At 32.6% G+C, this 19,198-nt stretch carries 12 protein-coding genes; 3 read left to right on the plus strand and 9 right to left on the minus strand.

The genetic code is table 11. From position 1 onward, the window contains the following. Positions 1-221 precede the first annotated feature (221 nt). The 3 genes from ACFVRR_RS12105 to ACFVRR_RS12115 all read right to left on the minus strand — a co-directional run bounded on the left by ACFVRR_RS12105 (position 222) and on the right by ACFVRR_RS12115 (position 10,504). Positions 222-4,364, minus strand: a complete 4,143-nt coding sequence (locus ACFVRR_RS12105) for a S8 family serine peptidase (RefSeq protein ID WP_387328599.1) — start codon at positions 4,362-4,364, stop codon at positions 222-224. Positions 4,365-4,748: 384 nt separating this feature from the next. Then, positions 4,749-8,912, minus strand: a complete 4,164-nt coding sequence (locus ACFVRR_RS12110) for a S8 family serine peptidase (protein ID WP_387328602.1) — start codon at positions 8,910-8,912, stop codon at positions 4,749-4,751. Between the two features lie 335 nt (positions 8,913-9,247). After that, positions 9,248-10,504, minus strand: a complete 1,257-nt coding sequence (locus ACFVRR_RS12115) for a helix-turn-helix domain-containing protein (RefSeq protein ID WP_387328604.1) — start codon at positions 10,502-10,504, stop codon at positions 9,248-9,250. A 325-nt stretch (positions 10,505-10,829) separates the two neighbouring features. Between ACFVRR_RS12115 and ACFVRR_RS12120 the strand changes: the two genes are divergently transcribed. Then, the gene (locus tag ACFVRR_RS12120; protein ID WP_387328607.1) at positions 10,830-11,732 is read left to right on the plus strand and encodes a LysR family transcriptional regulator; all 903 of its coding nucleotides are present in this window, start codon (positions 10,830-10,832) and stop codon (positions 11,730-11,732) included. Positions 11,733-11,838: 106 nt separating this feature from the next. Here the strand turns inward: ACFVRR_RS12120 and ACFVRR_RS12125 are convergent, their stop codons facing one another. Then, the gene (locus ACFVRR_RS12125) at positions 11,839-12,879 is read right to left on the minus strand and encodes a WxLIP family cell surface protein (RefSeq protein WP_387328610.1); all 1,041 of its coding nucleotides are present in this window, start codon (positions 12,877-12,879) and stop codon (positions 11,839-11,841) included. 129 nt (positions 12,880-13,008) lie between these two features. Continuing rightward, positions 13,009-13,722 carry a WxL domain-containing protein gene (locus tag ACFVRR_RS12130; RefSeq protein WP_387328613.1) on the minus strand — a complete coding sequence of 238 codons (714 nt, stop codon included), beginning with the start codon at positions 13,720-13,722 and terminating at the stop codon, positions 13,009-13,011. Positions 13,723-13,979: 257 nt separating this feature from the next. Between ACFVRR_RS12130 and ACFVRR_RS12135 the strand changes: the two genes are divergently transcribed. Further along, positions 13,980-15,437: a BglG family transcription antiterminator gene (locus ACFVRR_RS12135; RefSeq protein ID WP_387328616.1), complete on the plus strand. Its 1,458-nt coding sequence runs from the start codon at positions 13,980-13,982 to the stop codon at positions 15,435-15,437. A 39-nt stretch (positions 15,438-15,476) separates the two neighbouring features. Here the strand turns inward: ACFVRR_RS12135 and ACFVRR_RS12140 are convergent, their stop codons facing one another. Then, positions 15,477-16,490 carry an alpha/beta hydrolase gene (locus ACFVRR_RS12140; protein ID WP_387328619.1) on the minus strand — a complete coding sequence of 338 codons (1,014 nt, stop codon included), beginning with the start codon at positions 16,488-16,490 and terminating at the stop codon, positions 15,477-15,479. 112 nt (positions 16,491-16,602) lie between these two features. Next, the gene (locus ACFVRR_RS12145) at positions 16,603-16,884 is read right to left on the minus strand and encodes a DUF3892 domain-containing protein (RefSeq protein ID WP_069032911.1); all 282 of its coding nucleotides are present in this window, start codon (positions 16,882-16,884) and stop codon (positions 16,603-16,605) included. A 188-nt stretch (positions 16,885-17,072) separates the two neighbouring features. On the opposite strand from ACFVRR_RS12145, the gene ACFVRR_RS12150 reads away from it, so the two are divergent. Continuing rightward, positions 17,073-17,285 (plus strand): hypothetical protein, encoded by a 213-nt coding sequence (locus tag ACFVRR_RS12150; protein ID WP_097978475.1) that lies wholly within the window; start codon positions 17,073-17,075, stop codon positions 17,283-17,285. A gap of 217 nt (positions 17,286-17,502) precedes the next feature. On the opposite strand, the gene ACFVRR_RS12155 is transcribed toward ACFVRR_RS12150, so the two are convergent. Continuing rightward, entirely contained in the window at positions 17,503-18,522 is a 1,020-nt protein-coding gene (locus tag ACFVRR_RS12155) for a DNA/RNA non-specific endonuclease (RefSeq protein ID WP_483867342.1), read from the minus strand. A gap of 178 nt (positions 18,523-18,700) precedes the next feature. Beyond that, on the minus strand, positions 18,701-19,006 hold the full coding sequence (locus tag ACFVRR_RS12160) for a hypothetical protein (protein ID WP_387328626.1): 306 nt from the start codon (positions 19,004-19,006) through the stop codon (positions 18,701-18,703). Positions 19,007-19,198: the final 192 nt, after the last annotated feature.

Here is a 19,198-nt window from a genome sequence, read left to right on the forward strand (position 1 = left end):
AACAGTACCACATCATGATCAATCTTTTTGCGTAATTTAGGAATATATGTAACTATTTTTTCAATAGAAAAAAACACAATTTTAGAACTAATTATAAAATCTATAGAGAAGAAGGTTTCTATACTGAATGACGTGAGGTAGGAACTACTGGAGATTGACTTCAAATGCTATACAGTTAAATTAAAAAACCTGTCCAAAAAATATGAACAGGCTTTGACATTTTATTGTAATCCTAATTGACTCTTAATTGATTCTAATGTACTTCCTTTATAATTTTTAACTGGTTTTGGTGGTGCTGGAACCCAAGGATTTTGCATTAAGTAATTCTTTTCTACGAATGCAAAGTCTTTCGCGTCAACCGTTCCATCGAAGTTAATATCTGCGCTACGTTTATTTGTTCCCCAATATGTCTGGATTGCTAATGCATCATTTACATCGATTACATCGTCTTTATTTACATCTCCAGCAGTTGCATAAGGAGTACTTTCTACACCTACTCTAAATGATGTACCGTATACAACGTCATCTAAACCAAAGTAAGCGTTAATTCTTGAATATCGTGTTGTAAAATGACCTGGTATATCTTGGATTAACGTATAATCATCTTTTGATGGATCAAGTCCTGTAATATCAAATGACCCATTTTTTGCGACTATATTTGTTTTGACTACTTTTCCATTACTATCAATAACTGTTAAAGTTGGCGAAATCTTTGAGTAATCTTTTGCATAATCATAGTTGCCTTTTGCATCTAAAAATCCTTGAGCATGAATATAACCTTGGAATTCAGTTTGATTATTTAAGATCGCGATTGGCGATACGTTTGAAAAAACATTAGTTGAAACATTATTTATATCGGTAAATTGTGAAGTAACTGAGCTAAAAGAATAAGCATTTTTTGGATCTAATGGATTTGGAATTTCAATTGTTAAATCAACCATTGGTAAATCACCATTTACTCCAGAAGTTCCGTTAAAGTTAACAGTAACATCTGATGAAGTTGTACTTCCTGATGTGGTTTGTTTAACATCTAGTGTTCCACCAAGTTTTTGTGCAGCAGGATTCAATGAAATTTTCGTAATTTTTGTCCCTGGAGTATCTGAGAACTTATAGTTTGCCTTTCCTAGTTTACTTACATTATTTGCATTTAATGTCATCGTAAAAGTTTCACCTGGTTTTACAAAAGCTCTACTAAATTTTGTCGGTTTATTTGCCTCAACAGAAACATATGGAGTATGTTCATTTACAAAATAATATTGCTTTTGAAGATAACCATTCGTTGCTTCGTCCATCCCTTCAAATTTAACACTTAAAACATTCTGGTTAGGTAACATCGCAATATCATCGGATGTATTCCCATCTTTATCTAGCGTCATGTTACCATTTGGTAACCAAGAGTTGTAAGAGTAGTAAATTTGATTTTGTGTTTGATCTGCTGCTATACCAGCTGCTCGTTTTACTTCAACATTATCATCAGTAATTTGAGCTGTTACACCTAATGTATCTTGTCCATCTTTGTATTCAACAATTTGTTTACCTGGTACTTCACCCTCCACATTCATACTCCATTTAGGTTTTGTACCATCCACAAATAAATCTTGACTGATCGTATACTGTTTTCCATTATCATCTGTACCAATCATTTTTAAAACATATTGCCCTGCTTTTGGTACGATTAAATGATCTTGGTTTGTATCAATTGGATTATCCGGATCATTTGTAAATGGATAGTAAAATCCGAAATATACGAAAGGAAGTGAAATATCTACACCTTCATTAAATGCTACTCCATCATACGAATTAACAACACCAAGATCTTTGCCAGTTTTTGCATCTGAGATAACAACGTCAATTGATCTCATATGTGATTTTAAGGCAATATTGGCAGCATCAGTTCGATTCCATTTTTGACTGCTTTGACTAAGGGACTCAGGCACTGATTTTTTATACAGTTTAAAGTAATCAAATCCTTGCTCAACATAATGTACACCAAAAGGAATTCGATATGTTTCAGAAGGATTATCTTTGTTTGTATACACTACATATCCTTCGTAAATTCCTTTTTCAGCCGTCTTTGGAATAGTTAATGTAATAGCTGTCTTCTTTTGGCTAATTCCTTTTAATGTAACTGTCGATGGAGTTTGAACAGTTACCCCATTTGCTGCTGCATCCTTTGAACCACGTAAGTTTGATTGGAAATTAACTTTTACATCAAACGTTTTTGACTTTTCTCCTCTATTCATCAAAGTGATTGTGCGGTTATCTGAATAGTCATTTCCATCGAATGATACATTTCCGAAGCTAAGAGCTCCTGTTTCTTCATTGATTTGTTTTTCTTTTCCATTAACGATTGTTGGTGTTTTTTCTTGCACTTTAATTTCAATCGTTGAATGGATTGCATTATATGGATCAATTCGTCCTGCACCTTGTTCAAATACACTGTATGGCTTACTTAACGAATCTGCAGTATTCATTAAAATCGCTTTGATATCTTCTGGTTGTAAATTATGATTAGCTTGTTTTAATAATGCTGCAACACCTGTTGTAAATGGAGTAGCCATTGATGTACCTGACATACGCTGATATGCATTTTTATAATCTGAAGGATTGTTTGGGTTGTTAATAAAACCTGGTACTGTTGATAATACACTTACACCTGGAGCTGTAATTTCTGGTTTAATATCATAAGTTAATCTTGCAGGTCCCCTTGAACTGAAGTCAGCTAAAGTATCGCCCTGCGTTTTCGCTTCACCTATATCAGTAAATGTAAAGTTAACAGATCCTGATTGTAGCTTTTGCTTTAAAGCAAGTCCATCTGCGTTAGATAACGAGAACGTTGGAATGAAATTTACACCATCGCCTAAAAAAGTTGGAATTTGTCCTTCAGTTGGATTGTTATTATACATAAGAACTGCTGCAGCGCCTTGAGATTTAGCAACTGCAATTTTAGAATCTAATGTATAAGTTCCACGACTCATAAGAACAATTTTACCTTTTACATCTTTACCAGAGTACGCTTCTCCTAGATTTACATCTACAACCGAATTCGTTACACCTTTTAGTTTTGAAATATCATCCCCAGCGCCTTTTGCCATTAAAAGTAAAGATGCCGTTACATTATCGATCGTACCTTTCCCTCCAAGTGTCGTAATTGGAACACTGCTTGCGCCTACTGTTAATGCTAAAGCAGCCGTTCCTGGTGAACCTAACGTATACATTTTATTCCCTGCATTTCCAGCAGCAACTACTGCAGTTACACCATTTAGTACTGCATTATTAATCGCAATACTTTCAGGAAGTAGTGGGTCATTATAATTTGCACCTAGTGAAAGGTTCATAACGTCCATTCCGTCTGCAACTGCTTGATCAATCCCTGCGATGATATTATCAGTCGTACCGCTACCACCAGGTCCTAATACACGATAAACATAAAGATCAGCATCTGGTGCAATACCAGTTGTTGCATCTTCACTTTCATTTTTTCCTTGCCCTACAATCGTACCTGATACATGAGTTCCATGTTCAGTTACATAATTTCCAGCTCCAGAAGGTCCGTACGGTTTACCTGCTTTTACATAATCAGCATAAGTAGTTTCCATTGGGTCATTATCATTATCTACGAAATCGTATCCACCTTTAAATGCAGCTTTAATATCTGGATGGTTATAATCAACACCTGTATCAATAACAGCTACTTTTACGCCTTTACCTGTATAGCCTTCTTGATGTAATTTATCAATTTGTAAGTAAGAACGCTCATCAGCCATTCCTTTACCTGTTGAATTTGTAGATGAATCTTGCCCTTCAACTGGAAGCTCCGATTTCACTGTTACATCGCTATAAATAGCTTGTACAGCTGTTGATTTCATTAAATCATTTAGTTTATTTGCAGGTACTTCTAAAGCTACCCCGTTAAATGCATGTTTATATTCACGTTTTATTTTATATGAGCCATCAGATTTTGTTTTAAATAGAGAACTTATGTCCAATTTAAACTTAGTATGATCTGCATCCGCATTGCTTGCTGCTTCTGAATCTGATAAAGCTTGTCCTTTTAAAGCAGATTCTAATACAGCAATTTTCTCTGGCTTTTGTTTAAATGAAACAATTACTGAAACAGATTCAGGACTATTTAGATTTACATTTGAATCAAGAAAAAGACCTGATGGATCAGTCGTTGAAATCTTTTGTAGAGCTTCTCTTTGTTCTCGAGTTAATTTAGCTAAAATTGTTTCTGCATTTGAGACAGCATCGGCTTTCGTTACATTTGAAACATGACTTAAAGAACTTAAAATAAAACTAGTAGATAACGCAGCTACTGTAAGGCTTTTTGCAATTTTACTTTTACTCGTTCTCTTTAACATACTCTTCCCCCATTTATAGTAAGATTCGCAAAATGAAGTTATTAATAGTAGAGGAACTTTGAATCTAAAACTCTAGCTTTTATATTCTAAAAATCCATCAACCTAATAATCACTTCCTAATACTAATTATTAAAAATATTCGAATAATTAACAATCGGGTTATATGTAGTAGATTCTTTCAACGTTTCTACTTTCTTTTTACAAAATTCGACATTTTTCACAAAAGAAGTTTATAAACTTTCTTATATATTTATAAGTTTTTCTTATTTTTTTATAAATTAAGTTCGTCGAGAAAATTTAAAATTTAGTTTCTTGGTTGATCTACAGATTCTTTATTAATAAAAATTAAGGGAAGTCGAATATCGACTTCCCTTAATTTTTAAATTACTGTAATCCTAATTGAGTTAATACATCATCTAATGTAACGCCTTTATAAGCAGTTTTTGCTTTTGGCGCATTTGATACAGTCGGATTTTTTAGTCCAAAGTTTTTAACAATATAATCCATATCCTTTTTATCTACTACTTTATCAAAGTTAAAATCTGCAGTTGCCTTGTTTGTACCCCAATATGTTTGTACTGCTAGTGCATCAAGTATATCAATCACATTATCTTTGTTTACATCTCCTGCTGCAGCAGTTGGTAGATTAAAGGCCAATCTTTTTCCTACTATTTCACCACGTACATTATTGGATAGAACAATTTGTTTGTTCATAGTGAAATGACCTGGTACATCAACAGTTAAAGTATAAGGTGTTAGTTCAGCTTTTAGGCCTTCAATGATATACTGACCGCTCTTATTTAAACTTGAAGGAGTAGCAGTTGTTTTTCCATCATAAGAAGTAACTTTTACATTTGCCCCAACCTTACTTAGATCAATTGAATAAATAGGTTGACCAGAGGAATCTTTCGCCCCTTCTACTTGTACTGTCCCATCTAATCTTGAATACGTTGGTTTATATTTGATACTTTCCATGTAAGAGTAGACATTATTAGTCTCTACATTTGATTGATCAATCGTAGAAGCTGTCATTGTATACCAATTGAATGCAGACCCTCCATAAAGTCCATCCGTAAACTTTTTAGCCGTTTTAAGGTCGAAATTAAATAATTGCAAGTCTTCTGGTAATGTTTTGTTCCCTGAATAAGTGAATGTAATGGTATAGTTTAACATACCTCCTGATGGTGCCGTAGATACTGAAACTTGCGCATCGCCATATTGTTTTACAGCATCATTTACTACTACATTTTCAATTGAAGCAATGTTAGGATCAACTGGTATTGTAATTTTAGATGTTTTTAAGTTTTTAATGTTATTTGAACGAACACTATAGTTTACTGTGTCTCCATTTGATACGATTTGTTTATTTGCCTTTAAATAGTAATAAGGTAAATTGTGATCCACAAAAACAACTCTTAACATATTAAAAGCATTTCCTATAGTGTTTCTTGCATAATCCATTCCATAAAACTGTACTTGTAAAGGTGCAGCTTGTTTTTTAACGACAATTTTATCAGTGTAATTTCCATTTTTATCTGTATAAATTGGTGCTTTTGGCCACGGACTATTATTAAACATAACAACTGAATTGTCTGATTGATCAACTGGGAAACCTAGTTTACTTGCTTCTTCTGTTTCAGGATCATTTAAGTTAATGTTAAAATCATATAAGAATTGTCCATTTGAATCAAATTGACTATCATTAGTTTCAATTACTTTTTGGTCTAATGAATCAAAGCTAGAAGTCATAGTTGGCGCTCCTAGGTCATAGATGAACTCAGATGATTTTGTAAATGTTTTACCTAGTTCGTTTGATCCAACCATCTTTATTTTATATCGTCCTGGTTGTGCAAATTCTGGTAGATAGCTAATTGGATTCTTAGAGTCACCAGTAAATGGATAATATGTACCGGTAAATCCTCTTGTAACATAATAAGTTTGATTTTCGTTCAATAATATTGGACTCAAGGAGCCTAATAATCCTAGATCTTCACCTGTTATAGCATCTTGTAAAATAATATCTAATGTTTTCATATGCGATTTCAATGAGAAAGTAAACGATTCGAAAGGCCAAGCATTTTCCGGCCATGCTGTATCAGTTGAAAACATTGGTAAGGCGTCAACTGAATCAATGCCTTCATTTATTACACGTCCACCAAACGGAATTTGGTATGTTTCTGATGGATCCCCCGTATTCGTAAACGTAATATACCCTTCATACGTACCTTTTTCAGCTGTCTTTGGAATGTTTAAGTTAAATTTAATTGATTTTTGACTAATTCCGTTTAATTTAACTGTTGAAGGACCTAATAAAGTTACATTGTTCTGAGCTGCATCCTTTGAGCCTCTTAAGCCAGTTTGGAATTTGACATCTACATTAAATGTTTTTGCTTTTTCGCTACAGTTTTTTAATGTAACAGTACGTGAATCAGCAATATCTTGATCATCAAATCCAAATGAACCAAAGCTCATTCCACCTGTTAATTCTTGAATTGATTTTTGTTTCCCATTAATGATTGTAGGCGTTTTATCAACTACTTCTAATTCCACATTTGAGTGGATTGCTTCATAAGCATCTACTCGTCCGCTACCTTCTTCAAAGACACTATAAGCTTTTGATAATGGATCTGCTGTATTCATTAGGATTGATTTGATATCTTCTGGTTTTAAATCTTTATTTGATTGAAGTAATAAAGCAGATACACCAGCTACGTATGGAGTAGCCATTGAAGTACCTGATAAGCGTTCATACGCATACTTGTAATCCTCTGGTTTTGATCCATCAACAGTTTTATCGTTTATATAAAATGGTACTGTTGAAAGAATTGATACACCAGGTGCTATTACTTCTGGTTTAATATCGTAGTTCACACGAGATGGACCTCTTGAACTGAATTGTGCTAATTCGTCTGAAGCTGTCTTAAGTTTTGTAAAATCGCCAAAAGTGAAGTCAGTTTTTCCAGCTTTAATTGCAGCTAAAATTGCATTTCCATCGTCATTTGAAACAGAGAATGCAGGGATCGCATCAACTGATTCACCTAAAAATGCTTGAATTGCACCTTCCGCTTTATTCGTTTCATCGTTATACATTAAAACGCCAGCTGCACCTTTTGCTTTTGCATTTTTGATTTTATCGATTAATGCAATTGATCCACGCTTAACAAACGCGATCTTACCGTTCAAATCTTTTCCATTAAAGTCCGTTGGTTTAGCTAGTCCCACATCAACAAGTTGATACGTTTTCCCTTTTAATGTTGTTAAGTCATCTTTATAATTTCTTGCTAATTGTCTTAACGTATAGTTTTTACTATCTTGTACACCCGCATATTGATAAATATCAAGTGCGATAGATGATGCACCAACCGTCAAAGCTAATGCTGCAGCACCTGGAGTACCAAGTGTATACATTTGATCTCCGCTATTTCCCGCAGCTACAACTGTCGTTACGCCGCTTAATACTGCATTGTTTACGGCAATAGACGTCGCAAAAAGTGGATCATTCAACGTAGCTCCTAGTGACATGTTAATGACATTCATGCCGTCTTTTACAGCCCGATCGATTCCGGCAATAATTGCATCAGTTGTCCCGCTACCACCGGGTCCAAGTACTCTGTAAGAATAAATATCTGATTCTGGAGCTGCTCCAACAGTTTTATACTCACTATTGGCTACACCACGGCCACCAATGATACCGGCAACATGCGTTCCATGTTCAGTGTAATAGTCTGCTCCATTTTGATATCCAGGTTTTCCTGCCTTTACCCAATCTGCATATGTTGTTTCCATTGGATCATTGTCATTGTCGACGAAATCATATCCACCTTTAAATGCATCTTTCAAATCTGGGTGGTTGTAATCAATACCTGTATCTAAAATCCCTACTTTAATTCCTTTTCCAGTAAATCCTTCCGCATGTAAACGATCTAATCCGTCATACGGTGTATAGTTTGAAACATTTGCTTCATCCGCTTTTAATTGATCGTTTTCCTTTGGAGGATCAATTGTAAATGTTTTATTACTCCAAACTGATTTAACAGCTTTTGATTTTAATAGATTTTTAATTTGGTTTGCTGGTAGACTCATTGAAACACCATTGAATGCATGCTTATATGAACGATTAATTGTATAATCTACTTTTTTCGTTTTGCCACTTTCTAATACTTGACCCACATCTTTCGCAAATGTCTCGTGATCTTGGTCAACTAGTTTTGCAGCTTCATCTTCAGTTAAATATTTCCCCTCAACACTTGCTTCGATTTGAGCAACTTTAGCAGGTTTATTTGCAAACTCAACAATAACACTTGTTTGTTCCGTTGAGTTTAAATTAATATCTGAAGAAATTTGAAGGCCTGATTGTTCACTAGTCGAAAGCTGTTCAAGCGCTGCTCTTTGCTCTGAAGTTAAATTCGCTAGAATATCTTCTACATTTCTTGGACTTGCTGCTTTTGTATTATTCGTTACATGACCAAGTGAGCCCAAAATAAAACCTGAAGTTAAAGCTAAAACGGTGAAGCTTTTTAAAAACTTTTTCTCTGTCTTTTTCCCCATTCCTCTTCCTCCTAGAAAATTTACGACAAGGTAGATTTCTACATTGAAGTACAAAAATAGTTTTACTTTGACAAAACTCTGAACTATTTTCCACAAAATAAACAAACAATTTGTCTATTTATTTAAGTTCATTATTGTGAATTTCCACTCTTTTATCAATCGGGTTATCGCTCCCCTTTAACACTGGTTTTATAGAAAAAATCGAACGGGTTTCGACAAAATTCTCGTCTAATGTTTATAAACATATGTATCATAAATATAATATTTTAATAAAATCCATTTCCTAGATGATAAAAAAAGTCTTTAGATAACGAATAATCGTTATCTAAAGACTTTTAAATCAACACCTGACTCATCAATTTAAAGCTTTGGTCTATTTCAATCGCTTTTTCATATTCCTTTTGCTCAACATAGTGAGTATATAAAATCTTTCCATATTGCTCAAAAAAAGAAGTATTATTAGTTGCTATAAGCTGTGGAACCACTACTTCAGCTAAAAACTCATAAAATTGACTTAGATTTTTTTTACACTTCAATGATAATAGTTTATAAAGATTGAAATAAATTGGACATTGTTTTTTTGCTAATTTCGTACCTATTTCAATTTTTTCTAAAATACTTTGTTTAGTTAATAGCTTTCCATCTAGGCATGCTTCAGTAAAATGATACAAACGTCTTAAATACTTTATTGATGATTTATCAGTTAGTACAAATGCTTGTTCAAAATAACTGACAGCCTCGTCATATATTCCTCTTTTATAAAACTCTTCTCCTAGATTATATAAAATATTTATTTTACTTTCTTGTGCACCTAAAATCGCACAATTATGAATTAAGTTCTTATAGTTTTCAACTAGATTTAAAAATTCAATTTCACCCTTGCTATCGAATTGCATTAGCATTAAAATTTGAGCATTCATAGCACTCACATGATTATATGTTTTATTAAAGTATTGCAGTGCTTTTTCAGCATAAGTAAATGCTGATATTTTTGCCCTTGCATGATGGTAAGCTAGCGCTAAGTGATAGTAATATTCCTCATTTTTATAGTCTGCTATGCTAATTTGTTTTAAAAGGTTCACAGCAGTCTGACTTTCTTCACCCTGGGCAGTTCTAAATGTACTAATACAATATAATCCTTTAATGTGTAAAAGATGATTTTCTTCATAATTTGATAATGACTGAAACTCTTTTTCTACGTTCTCAATTATATTTTTTGCTTCTTTAAACATATTTTTGTGAAGATAATATCTCCCAGTTGTTAGCATATAATTTGCCGCATGTTTAGAAGCCATGATAAACGGATTTTGATCTAATTCTAATTTAATTCCCTCAATTTGTGCTGTTCTATGCATAATGATTGCTTGATTCCAATCATTTAAGTGCTTTTCAATTAGACAAAAAGATTCGATTTCTTTGTTTATATCAATTTCTAGTTTTTGAGCTAATTTGTATATAATTTCAGGAGATAATGTAACTTTTCCACTTTCAAATCGACTAATATACGCTTTACCACAAATTCCTTCACCTAAATTAGACTGACTAATTCCTTTTTTCTCTCGATAATATTTGATGATTTCTCCAACTAACATATTTAGCCTCCTCTATCATTAGGCAACATCCAAATTGAACAAAAAAGTATCATTTATTGTAAATTTTTCTAAATATAAGAAAGCACTTGATAAATCTAATGTTTTGATTCAACATTAGAACGTATTAATTTTCAATTACATTGGACTCAATCGAAATAAATAGAATAATACTATTAGTTAAACCCAATTCTATATTTGCAAAATGATTAAGTAAATTTACAATTTTTAAACATTACTTCACGATTTGTAATATAAAAGCTGAAATAAAAATTCTATATTAGAAAAGTTTTAGTTCATGTATGAAAGTATAAAGGTGGTCAATGTAATGCATTTAGAAAAACTAGAGATTTTAGTGGAAGTCGCTAAAACGGGGTCGATTTCAATCGCTGCAGAAAATCTGCATATAAGTCAATCAGGTATAAGTCAAGCGATCACTAAAATAGAAGAAGAACTAGGAATAAAAATCTTTAATCGATCTAGATTAGGCGCAAGATTAACAGTGGATGGAGTACAAATCGTAGAAAAATCACAAGAAGTACTCTTAAAATACGCAGAATTAAGAGAAATAGCACAGAAAAGTAAAGATACCCAACTCAGTGAACTTAGGGTTTCAATGGTACCTGCTTTTATAAATTATCTATTAACACCGTTAGTTGATTTTAAAAACCAACATTCAAATTTGCATATAGACATATTAGAAAATACTACTGAACGTACGATTGAAGTTGTAAAAAAAAATCAAGTAAATATAGGAATCATCTGTCTTTACGAAGGCATTATGAAAGAGTTAGAAGAATTTCATTACGAAGGATTAGTAGATGGAAAGATGAAAGTATATGCAAAAAAAGATTCCCCTTTTGCCATTACCAAAAAAATAACTCCTGAAGAAATTCTTCAACAAAAATTTGTTCTATATAACGGTGATTATATAAGATGGTTTACAAATAATTTCCAACATAAAATTGGAAAATTAGATATTTTATTTTCTTCCAACCATCTTGAAGAGTTATTACGAGCAATTTTAAATAGCAATGTAATAACATGGGGGCCAAATTTTTCATTAAAAAATCATCCATATTTATCGAATGGTGAAATCGTTGAAATTGATCTCGTAAATTACGAATATGTAAACTCCGAGCTTGGAGTAATCACTTCAAAAAAGAAAATATTATCAAAGGTTGAAAAACAATTTATCAATTTCTTGAAAAATGAAATCATTTCATATTAATAAAAAAGGCAACATTTCAATGAAGAAATGAGCCTTTTGTGTTTTACCAATATATTATTTGTTTTAATTTTAATCTTTTAAGGCAACTGATTAATACTATCAAAAATCATTCTTGATTATTCGATTGTTCTTTTTCCTTCTTTCTTTTTAGGAAAACAATTAACCAAATGATCCCTATTAAAAGTAATAATCCGCCTCCGATATAATACCAAAAATGATTATTTTTTATTTCAACTGCTTTATTATTCAAATCTGTTGCTTCTTTTCCAATCGTAAATAATTCATCCCATTCCCATACTTGAGTTCCAATGATCGCTTTCATCTTTAATCGGTAAGTTCCGGGTTCAATTGGATTATTATTTAAATCGATTGCGTAATCGAAATTTGAATTAGGTGCCATGCTCATCTCAGTTTTTTTCGAACTATATAAAACTTTATTGGACCCTTTTTTAAAGATTTGCGCATCTATACTCATATCCTTCGCAATGGAGGATTCGCTGTTTTGGATTGTCGCAGCAATTGCTGTACGATAATTTACTAATTTAGGTTTAATGTCAAGCAAATGTAGATCCGGCTCTACTTCCTTAGTGTTTTCCGATAATTTTATTCCAACCACATATGCGTATTCATTTTTTATATTAATGCTTTCACTTTTAGAACTTTTTTCAGTTTCTTCGATTTTTTTCTTAAAGTGGGCTGCTCCTAAAATAACTCCATCATATTCATCTTTCGGCATTGTAATCGAAAATGACACTACCTTTGATTTACCTGGTGGAATAACAACTTCTTTTTTAGGTTCTTTTATTAAGCTAGTTAATGGATACTTTAAAGATTTATCTGCATCCTTACTATTCGATTCGGAGTAATCAATCAGTCCATTATCATTTGTTGTTGCAAAAGTAATATTCCCTTGGATTGTTTCTTCTTTTTTACTATTATTAAAGACCTCGATTTTAAGATCCTGTTTTTGTCCTGGAGACATTTTTAAATCAAAATAAGATTTGAGATGATCAATTTGATTTATTGGAATGATCGCTTTTACAGAAAAATCGATATTATTCTCTGCTTTTACAGATAGAGGGATGAACGATAAAGTTAACAGAATAGCAGAAAAAATTAGCAATAATTTTTGACGTATAATATCCATTTTTATATTCCCCCTTTAGAATAGAGACTTTATATCATTTTCACTATAAGACATTTAATAACGTTTCATCTAATAGGTTCCAAATAATATAAAGTCCATTCCATTAATTGTTATTTTTCAAATTAACTACTATAAACCCGGAGCATCCGTTAATGTCCACGTAATAGTTGCCTCATGATTCCCAATCGTTGCTGAGCCTGCCGGTATCGTCAAAGTGACATTATCATTTAATGCCCCATCATTCACTTCTGGATTTGGTCCAAGCCAACGAGTTACCCATGTACCATAACCATTACCTGGAGATGCGGAAACAACAGGTGATGCTGTACTTCCGTCTGTATTTAGAGCAATTGATTCAGTTGCTACTGGGGACCCACTTGTACTTAATGAAATAACGGTACCATTTTTAAATGTAATGATTGCACCAGGTAGAGAATCTGCTGTTCCATTTGTAAATTTACTTGCTTTCGCAGTTACTGACCAACCTGCCCCTGTACCACGGCGATCTGACACTTGAATAAATGGCTTTTTAGATTTAGCTGAATAGACTTCTGTTTTATTTGAAATCTCATTTACTCCGAAATCAACTGATGAAACATAATCTAATGTTAATGAACCAGCATTCCCTGTTGGCGGATCTGTTGGATCAGTTGGACCTGTTGGTTCTAATGGTTCAATTGGATTTGTAGGATCAACAGGTGTAACTGGGCCTGTTCCAGCAACGAATGTAATTGACCCCTTTGAATTCCCTACAGATGATACCTCCGCAAAAGTTGAGTGAGCAGCTCCAACTAATGATGACATCCCTATTACACTAACAAGCGCGACTTTTGTAAATTTCATTTCACTTTACTCCTTAAAAAAAATATTTTTTTGTTTCAACGATTTCATTATATCGCTGTAGTAAAGTGATTCCCATGATGTTTTTTACCTTTGATTTAGGTAAAAATAATATACTGTCTTCAATAAAAATTCACATTTAACTCTAAAAATCGCATTAAAAGATGTTTTCCAATTGATGAAATAAACTTTCACTGAATTAAGACGGAACATTAAAAGCAATAATAGTAATAAATTGGACAAAATTTTGGAGATATTGAATGGATAAACCAACTAAACGTAAATTACAAATAATTAATATTTTAAGTAAACAAGATAAATGGTTTAAAACAGAAGAATTAGCAAATGAGTTACTTTGTACTGAAAAAACAATTCGAAATGATTTACAGGCAATTAACACACACCTACCTGAGGGATGGCAAATTGAAACAATAAAAGGAAAAGGAATTTATATAAATAAACCGATTTCTTCATCGATTAATGAAATTCGATCACTTTACGTAAAAAATTCATTGAGTTTTCAAGCTATTATGCTCATACAATTTACTCAGATTAAAAGTATTGCAGAATTAGCAAACGCGCTTTTTACACAGCAACCTGCTGTCTATTCAATACTTGATCGAGTTGAGGAATTACTGGAGGCCTACCATTTAACTTTAAAACGTGGCCCACTCGAAATCGTAGGAAGAGAATTTGAAATTCGGCTATTGTGTGGTGATATCCTAGATGCTTTATGCGCTTATTCGGATGATAAAGACTGGCCACTTGAAGCATTCTCATTTCAAGATATTAAAAAAATTGTATTAGACACTACTGAAAAGTTTAAATTATTCCTATATCCTTCTACTACCAACAAGTACGTCTATTTACTTGGTACGATGTTATATAGAATCGATAAAAAAATGCAACTTGAATTAACTGATGAATCGATAAACAAGATTTTAGAATCAAATTATTTTAAACTTGCTAATGAAATTTGTAATCAATTAGAACATCAATATAAAGATCATATTTCTAAGAATGAACGAATTGCGTTTTCATTATTAATTTCAACTCTTCCATATTATAGTTTTGACAATATGGAAAAAAGCGAATTTCTTTATTTATATCAAAATCTAAAAACAAGGTATTTTAAAGAACTCTTTCACTTAGTAGAACTATTAAAGGAAAAAACAGGTATATCGTTAGATAAGGACGAGGAGTTTCTGTACACATTACATGACCAATTCCAAAGATACTCGTTCATTTTATATTCAATCGATAAAAAAGAACCATCCTATTCAATGGACCGCTATGTTAAAAATCAGTATTCAGACCTATATAAAAAGGTATCAAAAGCCTTACAAATCTGGACGAAAAAATATTCATACCCTGACATTACTAGAGATAAAATTGCGAAAGTTGCATTAAATGTTCAAGCTTCTAAAATTAATTTCTCAACATCAAGGAAGAAGGTTTTATTATTAACAAGTAATGGTCCAGGAGTTCATCGTTATATTGAAACGAAATTGGTTACTGCTTTTGGTCATAAAATTGATTTTATTCTTCCTAAAATAGGTGAGCTTGAATCAACTATTATAAATGAACTAAACATTGAATTTATCATTTCTGATTTCTTGCTTGAAGGGGAAATCATTCACCCCGTTATTACTATTGATCCTGTTCTTACACAAAGAGATATTGATCAAATTTCAAATTTCTTAAGTAATTCGACATAAAAAAGTAAGGCAAAATAAGCCTTACTTTTTGTATTTTGACTATCTATTTTCCAAGTGTTGTTTAATAAACTGTGCAATCTCAGCGTTAGCTTGCTTACTTATACTCGAAGCCTTGTCCATTAACTGAAAATCATGAAACATTCCTCTCCACACTTTACATGTAACCTCTACGCCATTAGCATTTGCTTTTGCCGCATAAGCTAAAATATCATCGATTAACTCTTCCCTAGCGCCAGCATGGATTAGCATTGGAGGTAAACCTTTTAACTCACCATAAAGTGGTGAAATTAAAGGATTTTTTCGATTATTATTCCCTACGTATGTATCAACAATATTGATATCATTTCCATGATAACTTGCATGAATACTATCTAAATCTGAAGTGTATAATTGACTTTCTTTCGTTAAGTCAGTCGCTGGAGAAATTCCTACAACAGCTGTTGGATAGGTTCCATTTGAAGATTTTATTTTATTTAACAAAGCAAATGCTAAATTGCCACCAGCACTATCCCCAACGATAACAACTTTAGAATTAGGACCAGTATTTTTTCCTAAATAATTATAAACTTTTTCAACATCGGTTAATGCAGCTGGATATGGATTTTCAGGTGAAAGTCTATACTGTATCGTTAGTACCCTATAACCTGTCTCTCTAGCAATGATAGTTCCTAAATTCCTCGAAAAAACTAACCCACCTCTGGACCAACCTCCGCCGTGTATATAAAAAACAATCTTATCTTCTGAAGATCCATTTGGAATTAACCATTCCACTTTTGTTCCTTCAATATTATCTCCCTTAATTTTAATATTCGAAGGAGTTGGGACTATTTGTTTTTCAATTTCGATTCGTTTTTGCTCTAATGATGCTGTTCTTCCTTCTTTTGCTTTTTTTATATTTAATGCTCTAAGAGCTTCCGAGACTTTGTCGGGTTTCTCATTTTTATAGATAAGGGAAGCATTACTTTCACTTTTCACAGTATTTTTTGAAGCAACTAAATAATTTCCGATTAACAAACAAGTCACTACTGAAAGAAATAAAAAAGTTTTTTTCAAAATAGATCCCTACTTTACTGGTATTTCTAATATTAAATTTTCCATTTTCTCATGATTTACTCGGAAATAAAAAAGGTGCACATAACTTGTGCACCTTTTTAGCGTATAGACATTAAAAAGTAGGTAAATTACTTAAATTATTTGTAGGATCACCATCAGGATAAGAACGAAGTGTTTTATGTGGATTATCTCCACGAGTTAGACCTGTGTTTACATCTTCAATTTGTTCAAGTTCTGCCATCGCAATGGCTTGTTCGATCCCGACTATTTCACCATTTTGAAATTTTACATCTGTAATATCACCATCGCCATTTTTTCGTACTGCGACGATATGTAATTTATTTGGATCATCTTGATGTTCAGGATGTCCGATACCACGATTTTGAAAAGACATACCAACACACCTCCATTTTTTAGACACAAAAATAGTATGCCGAGATGAAAATATGTTTATCCTTCCAAATTATTACAGACTTAAGCTTGTTAAATGTTTCACAATTTATTCACAGACAAATTTGTACAAACAATATACGATAGGTATGTAATCATTAATCCAAACAACTTTCGAAAGAAGGGAAACATATGACTACTGTTTTAGGAATGACAAGAGAAGGCAGATTAATTCACAAAATTGGTGATGGTTATTACCGATATACAAAATTAAACAAAGACGAACTAAAAACATTAAATATACTTGTTGGTGAAGGTATGGCGACTGTCGTAAAAAAAGGGATCGGTTATGCGGCTCTTGTTAAACTGACTGATCAAGGCAAAATTATTAATCACGAATGTTAATTTTCATTGATTAGAATAAATGAATTAATACACCCATGAAAAGTCTTATACGTTTAAAATCCCCCATTTTTTTACCCCTTTAAAAGCTTACATAACTAAGCATACTTAAAGGGGTAAAGTTTTAATAAGAAAACTATGTTATTGATACATTCTTTGGTGAATCATTTGTTTATGAAAATGGCAAAATAAAATTTATAACGCTAACTATTGACACCATTTATTCGCCTACTAAGCCATCACCATCTCGATCATCCATATATTTATAGAGCCATGAATCGCGCGTAATTGGCATTTTAAAGCCAGCAGCTTTGGCTTCAGCGATTGTAACACTTCCGTTATGATTGGTATCCACTTTACTAACATCTTCATTACTATTTTTCGTTTTGTTTGAAGGTACATTGTTTGTTTTCGGTGGCGTACTGCTCGCAATTGTCGTTTTCCCTAAATTTTTGTTCACTTCATCTGGGTTTACATTGTCAAATTCATCTGTAATGGATCTGCCTTGAATTTTGTATGTGAATTTATAATGGTTAGGAATTTGCGTCTTAGTATTTGGATATTGAATCACTGCTACGAAATCAGTGCAACCTCTTGCATCTCGAATCACTTTTTCCATATAAGCTTGATCACCGTGCCTATTAAGATTGCTGTTCTGAGGTGTAATGTTATATGCGTTTGATACTCCACCAAGCGAGTCTGCAATCACATGCCCTTTATCCAAGATTGGACTCTCCGTACCAGGAACATTTGCTTCATCAGCGTAATATCTACCTGATGACAAAACATGATCAGTATTCGAATTTTGAAGGGTTATCTTTTTCGCCTCAACACGTATAAGCTGACCGTATTCATTTGTATACGCCCAATATTCCCGTTCTCCATATCCAACATCTACTTTGACATTCGGCTGTCTATGTCCCGACATATCCCCACCGTTTACTACAATTAGGGTATATTTGCTGTAATCAAATCCTCCAGTTGTACCTTTTGCCTTTGAAGTGCTAGATGCAGGAACACTTTTGTTTGGTTCACTATCACTCGTTGGTTTTTCTTTTTCATCGTCAGATGTACTCTTATTGGTTTCAACAGTCTTAGAAGCCGTGCTCGTTGGGGTTTCCACTTTTTTTGACGACGTCTGTTCAGTAATTTTTCCGCAACCCACAGATACTGATAGTAAAATCACAGTAAATAAAATCAAAAATATTCTTTTGTTCACACTTCTGCACACCTTTCTCATGTTTCTACTCTAGAAAAATCATATTTAAACGATATCACATTTTGATCTTTTGTTGGAATATATCTATCGTTGGTATTGAAACAATATGAAACTATCCCGCCATTTACTTCAATAAAAAAAGCCGCAATACCGAACGTAATCTTATACAACTAATGCAATGCTTTAGTTGAATTAGAATTTAAAAACTTATTGTCTTTTTTGGTAAGTACTTTGGTTTTTTTATAATAAATGCAACTTTTTTGCCTCTCTTAAATCTTACATTATTAAGCCAATAAATAAATGCATCTTCATTATAACTTAGTCCGAATTCTTCTGTTCCATCTTGATTTACTCCAAAAGGAACCCAGTATGGATGATCATTTTTTCGATCATATAACCAACTAAAGAATTCACGTTGTAGCTTACGAATATTTCTTCCTACTTTTGCAGGACATCTCAAATAAACTGTATCTTCTTCGTATTCAAATCCAATTTTTACGATCAATTTTTAGTTCCCCCATCGTATATAATCAATTATTATAGCATTTTTTATAGAACTAATTTGCCATTCTGTTGAATAAAAAAATCGACTTTTCAGCCGATCATGTTGTTCAACTAAAGCAATGATGATTTATATCATTGTTTTTCCTACCTCAAAAAAAATTATTAAAGAATGACTCTTTGTATATTTGGAATA

This window comes from Gottfriedia sp. NPDC057948, from assembly GCF_042887255.1.
In the GTDB taxonomy this organism is placed as follows: domain Bacteria; phylum Bacillota; class Bacilli; order Bacillales; family Bacillaceae_G; genus Gottfriedia.

Bases quoted from the DNA above. Each gene is read 5' to 3' on its own strand.
- ACFVRR_RS12105 (WP_387328599.1), bottom strand. From the start codon at position 4,364: ATGTTAAAGAGAACGAGTAAAAGTAAAATTGCAAAAAGCCTTACAGTA.
- ACFVRR_RS12110 (WP_387328602.1), bottom strand. From the start codon at position 8,912: ATGGGGAAAAAGACAGAGAAAAAGTTTTTAAAAAGCTTCACCGTTTTA.
- ACFVRR_RS12115 (WP_387328604.1), bottom strand. From the start codon at position 10,504: ATGTTAGTTGGAGAAATCATCAAATATTATCGAGAGAAAAAAGGAATT.
- ACFVRR_RS12120 (WP_387328607.1), top strand. From the start codon at position 10,830: ATGCATTTAGAAAAACTAGAGATTTTAGTGGAAGTCGCTAAAACGGGG.
- ACFVRR_RS12125 (WP_387328610.1), bottom strand. From the start codon at position 12,879: ATGGATATTATACGTCAAAAATTATTGCTAATTTTTTCTGCTATTCTG.
- ACFVRR_RS12130 (WP_387328613.1), bottom strand. From the start codon at position 13,722: ATGAAATTTACAAAAGTCGCGCTTGTTAGTGTAATAGGGATGTCATCA.
- ACFVRR_RS12135 (WP_387328616.1), top strand. From the start codon at position 13,980: ATGGATAAACCAACTAAACGTAAATTACAAATAATTAATATTTTAAGT.
- ACFVRR_RS12145 (WP_069032911.1), bottom strand. From the start codon at position 16,884: ATGTCTTTTCAAAATCGTGGTATCGGACATCCTGAACATCAAGATGAT.
- ACFVRR_RS12150 (WP_097978475.1), top strand. From the start codon at position 17,073: ATGACTACTGTTTTAGGAATGACAAGAGAAGGCAGATTAATTCACAAA.
- ACFVRR_RS12155 (WP_483867342.1), bottom strand. From the start codon at position 18,522: ATGAGAAAGGTGTGCAGAAGTGTGAACAAAAGAATATTTTTGATTTTA.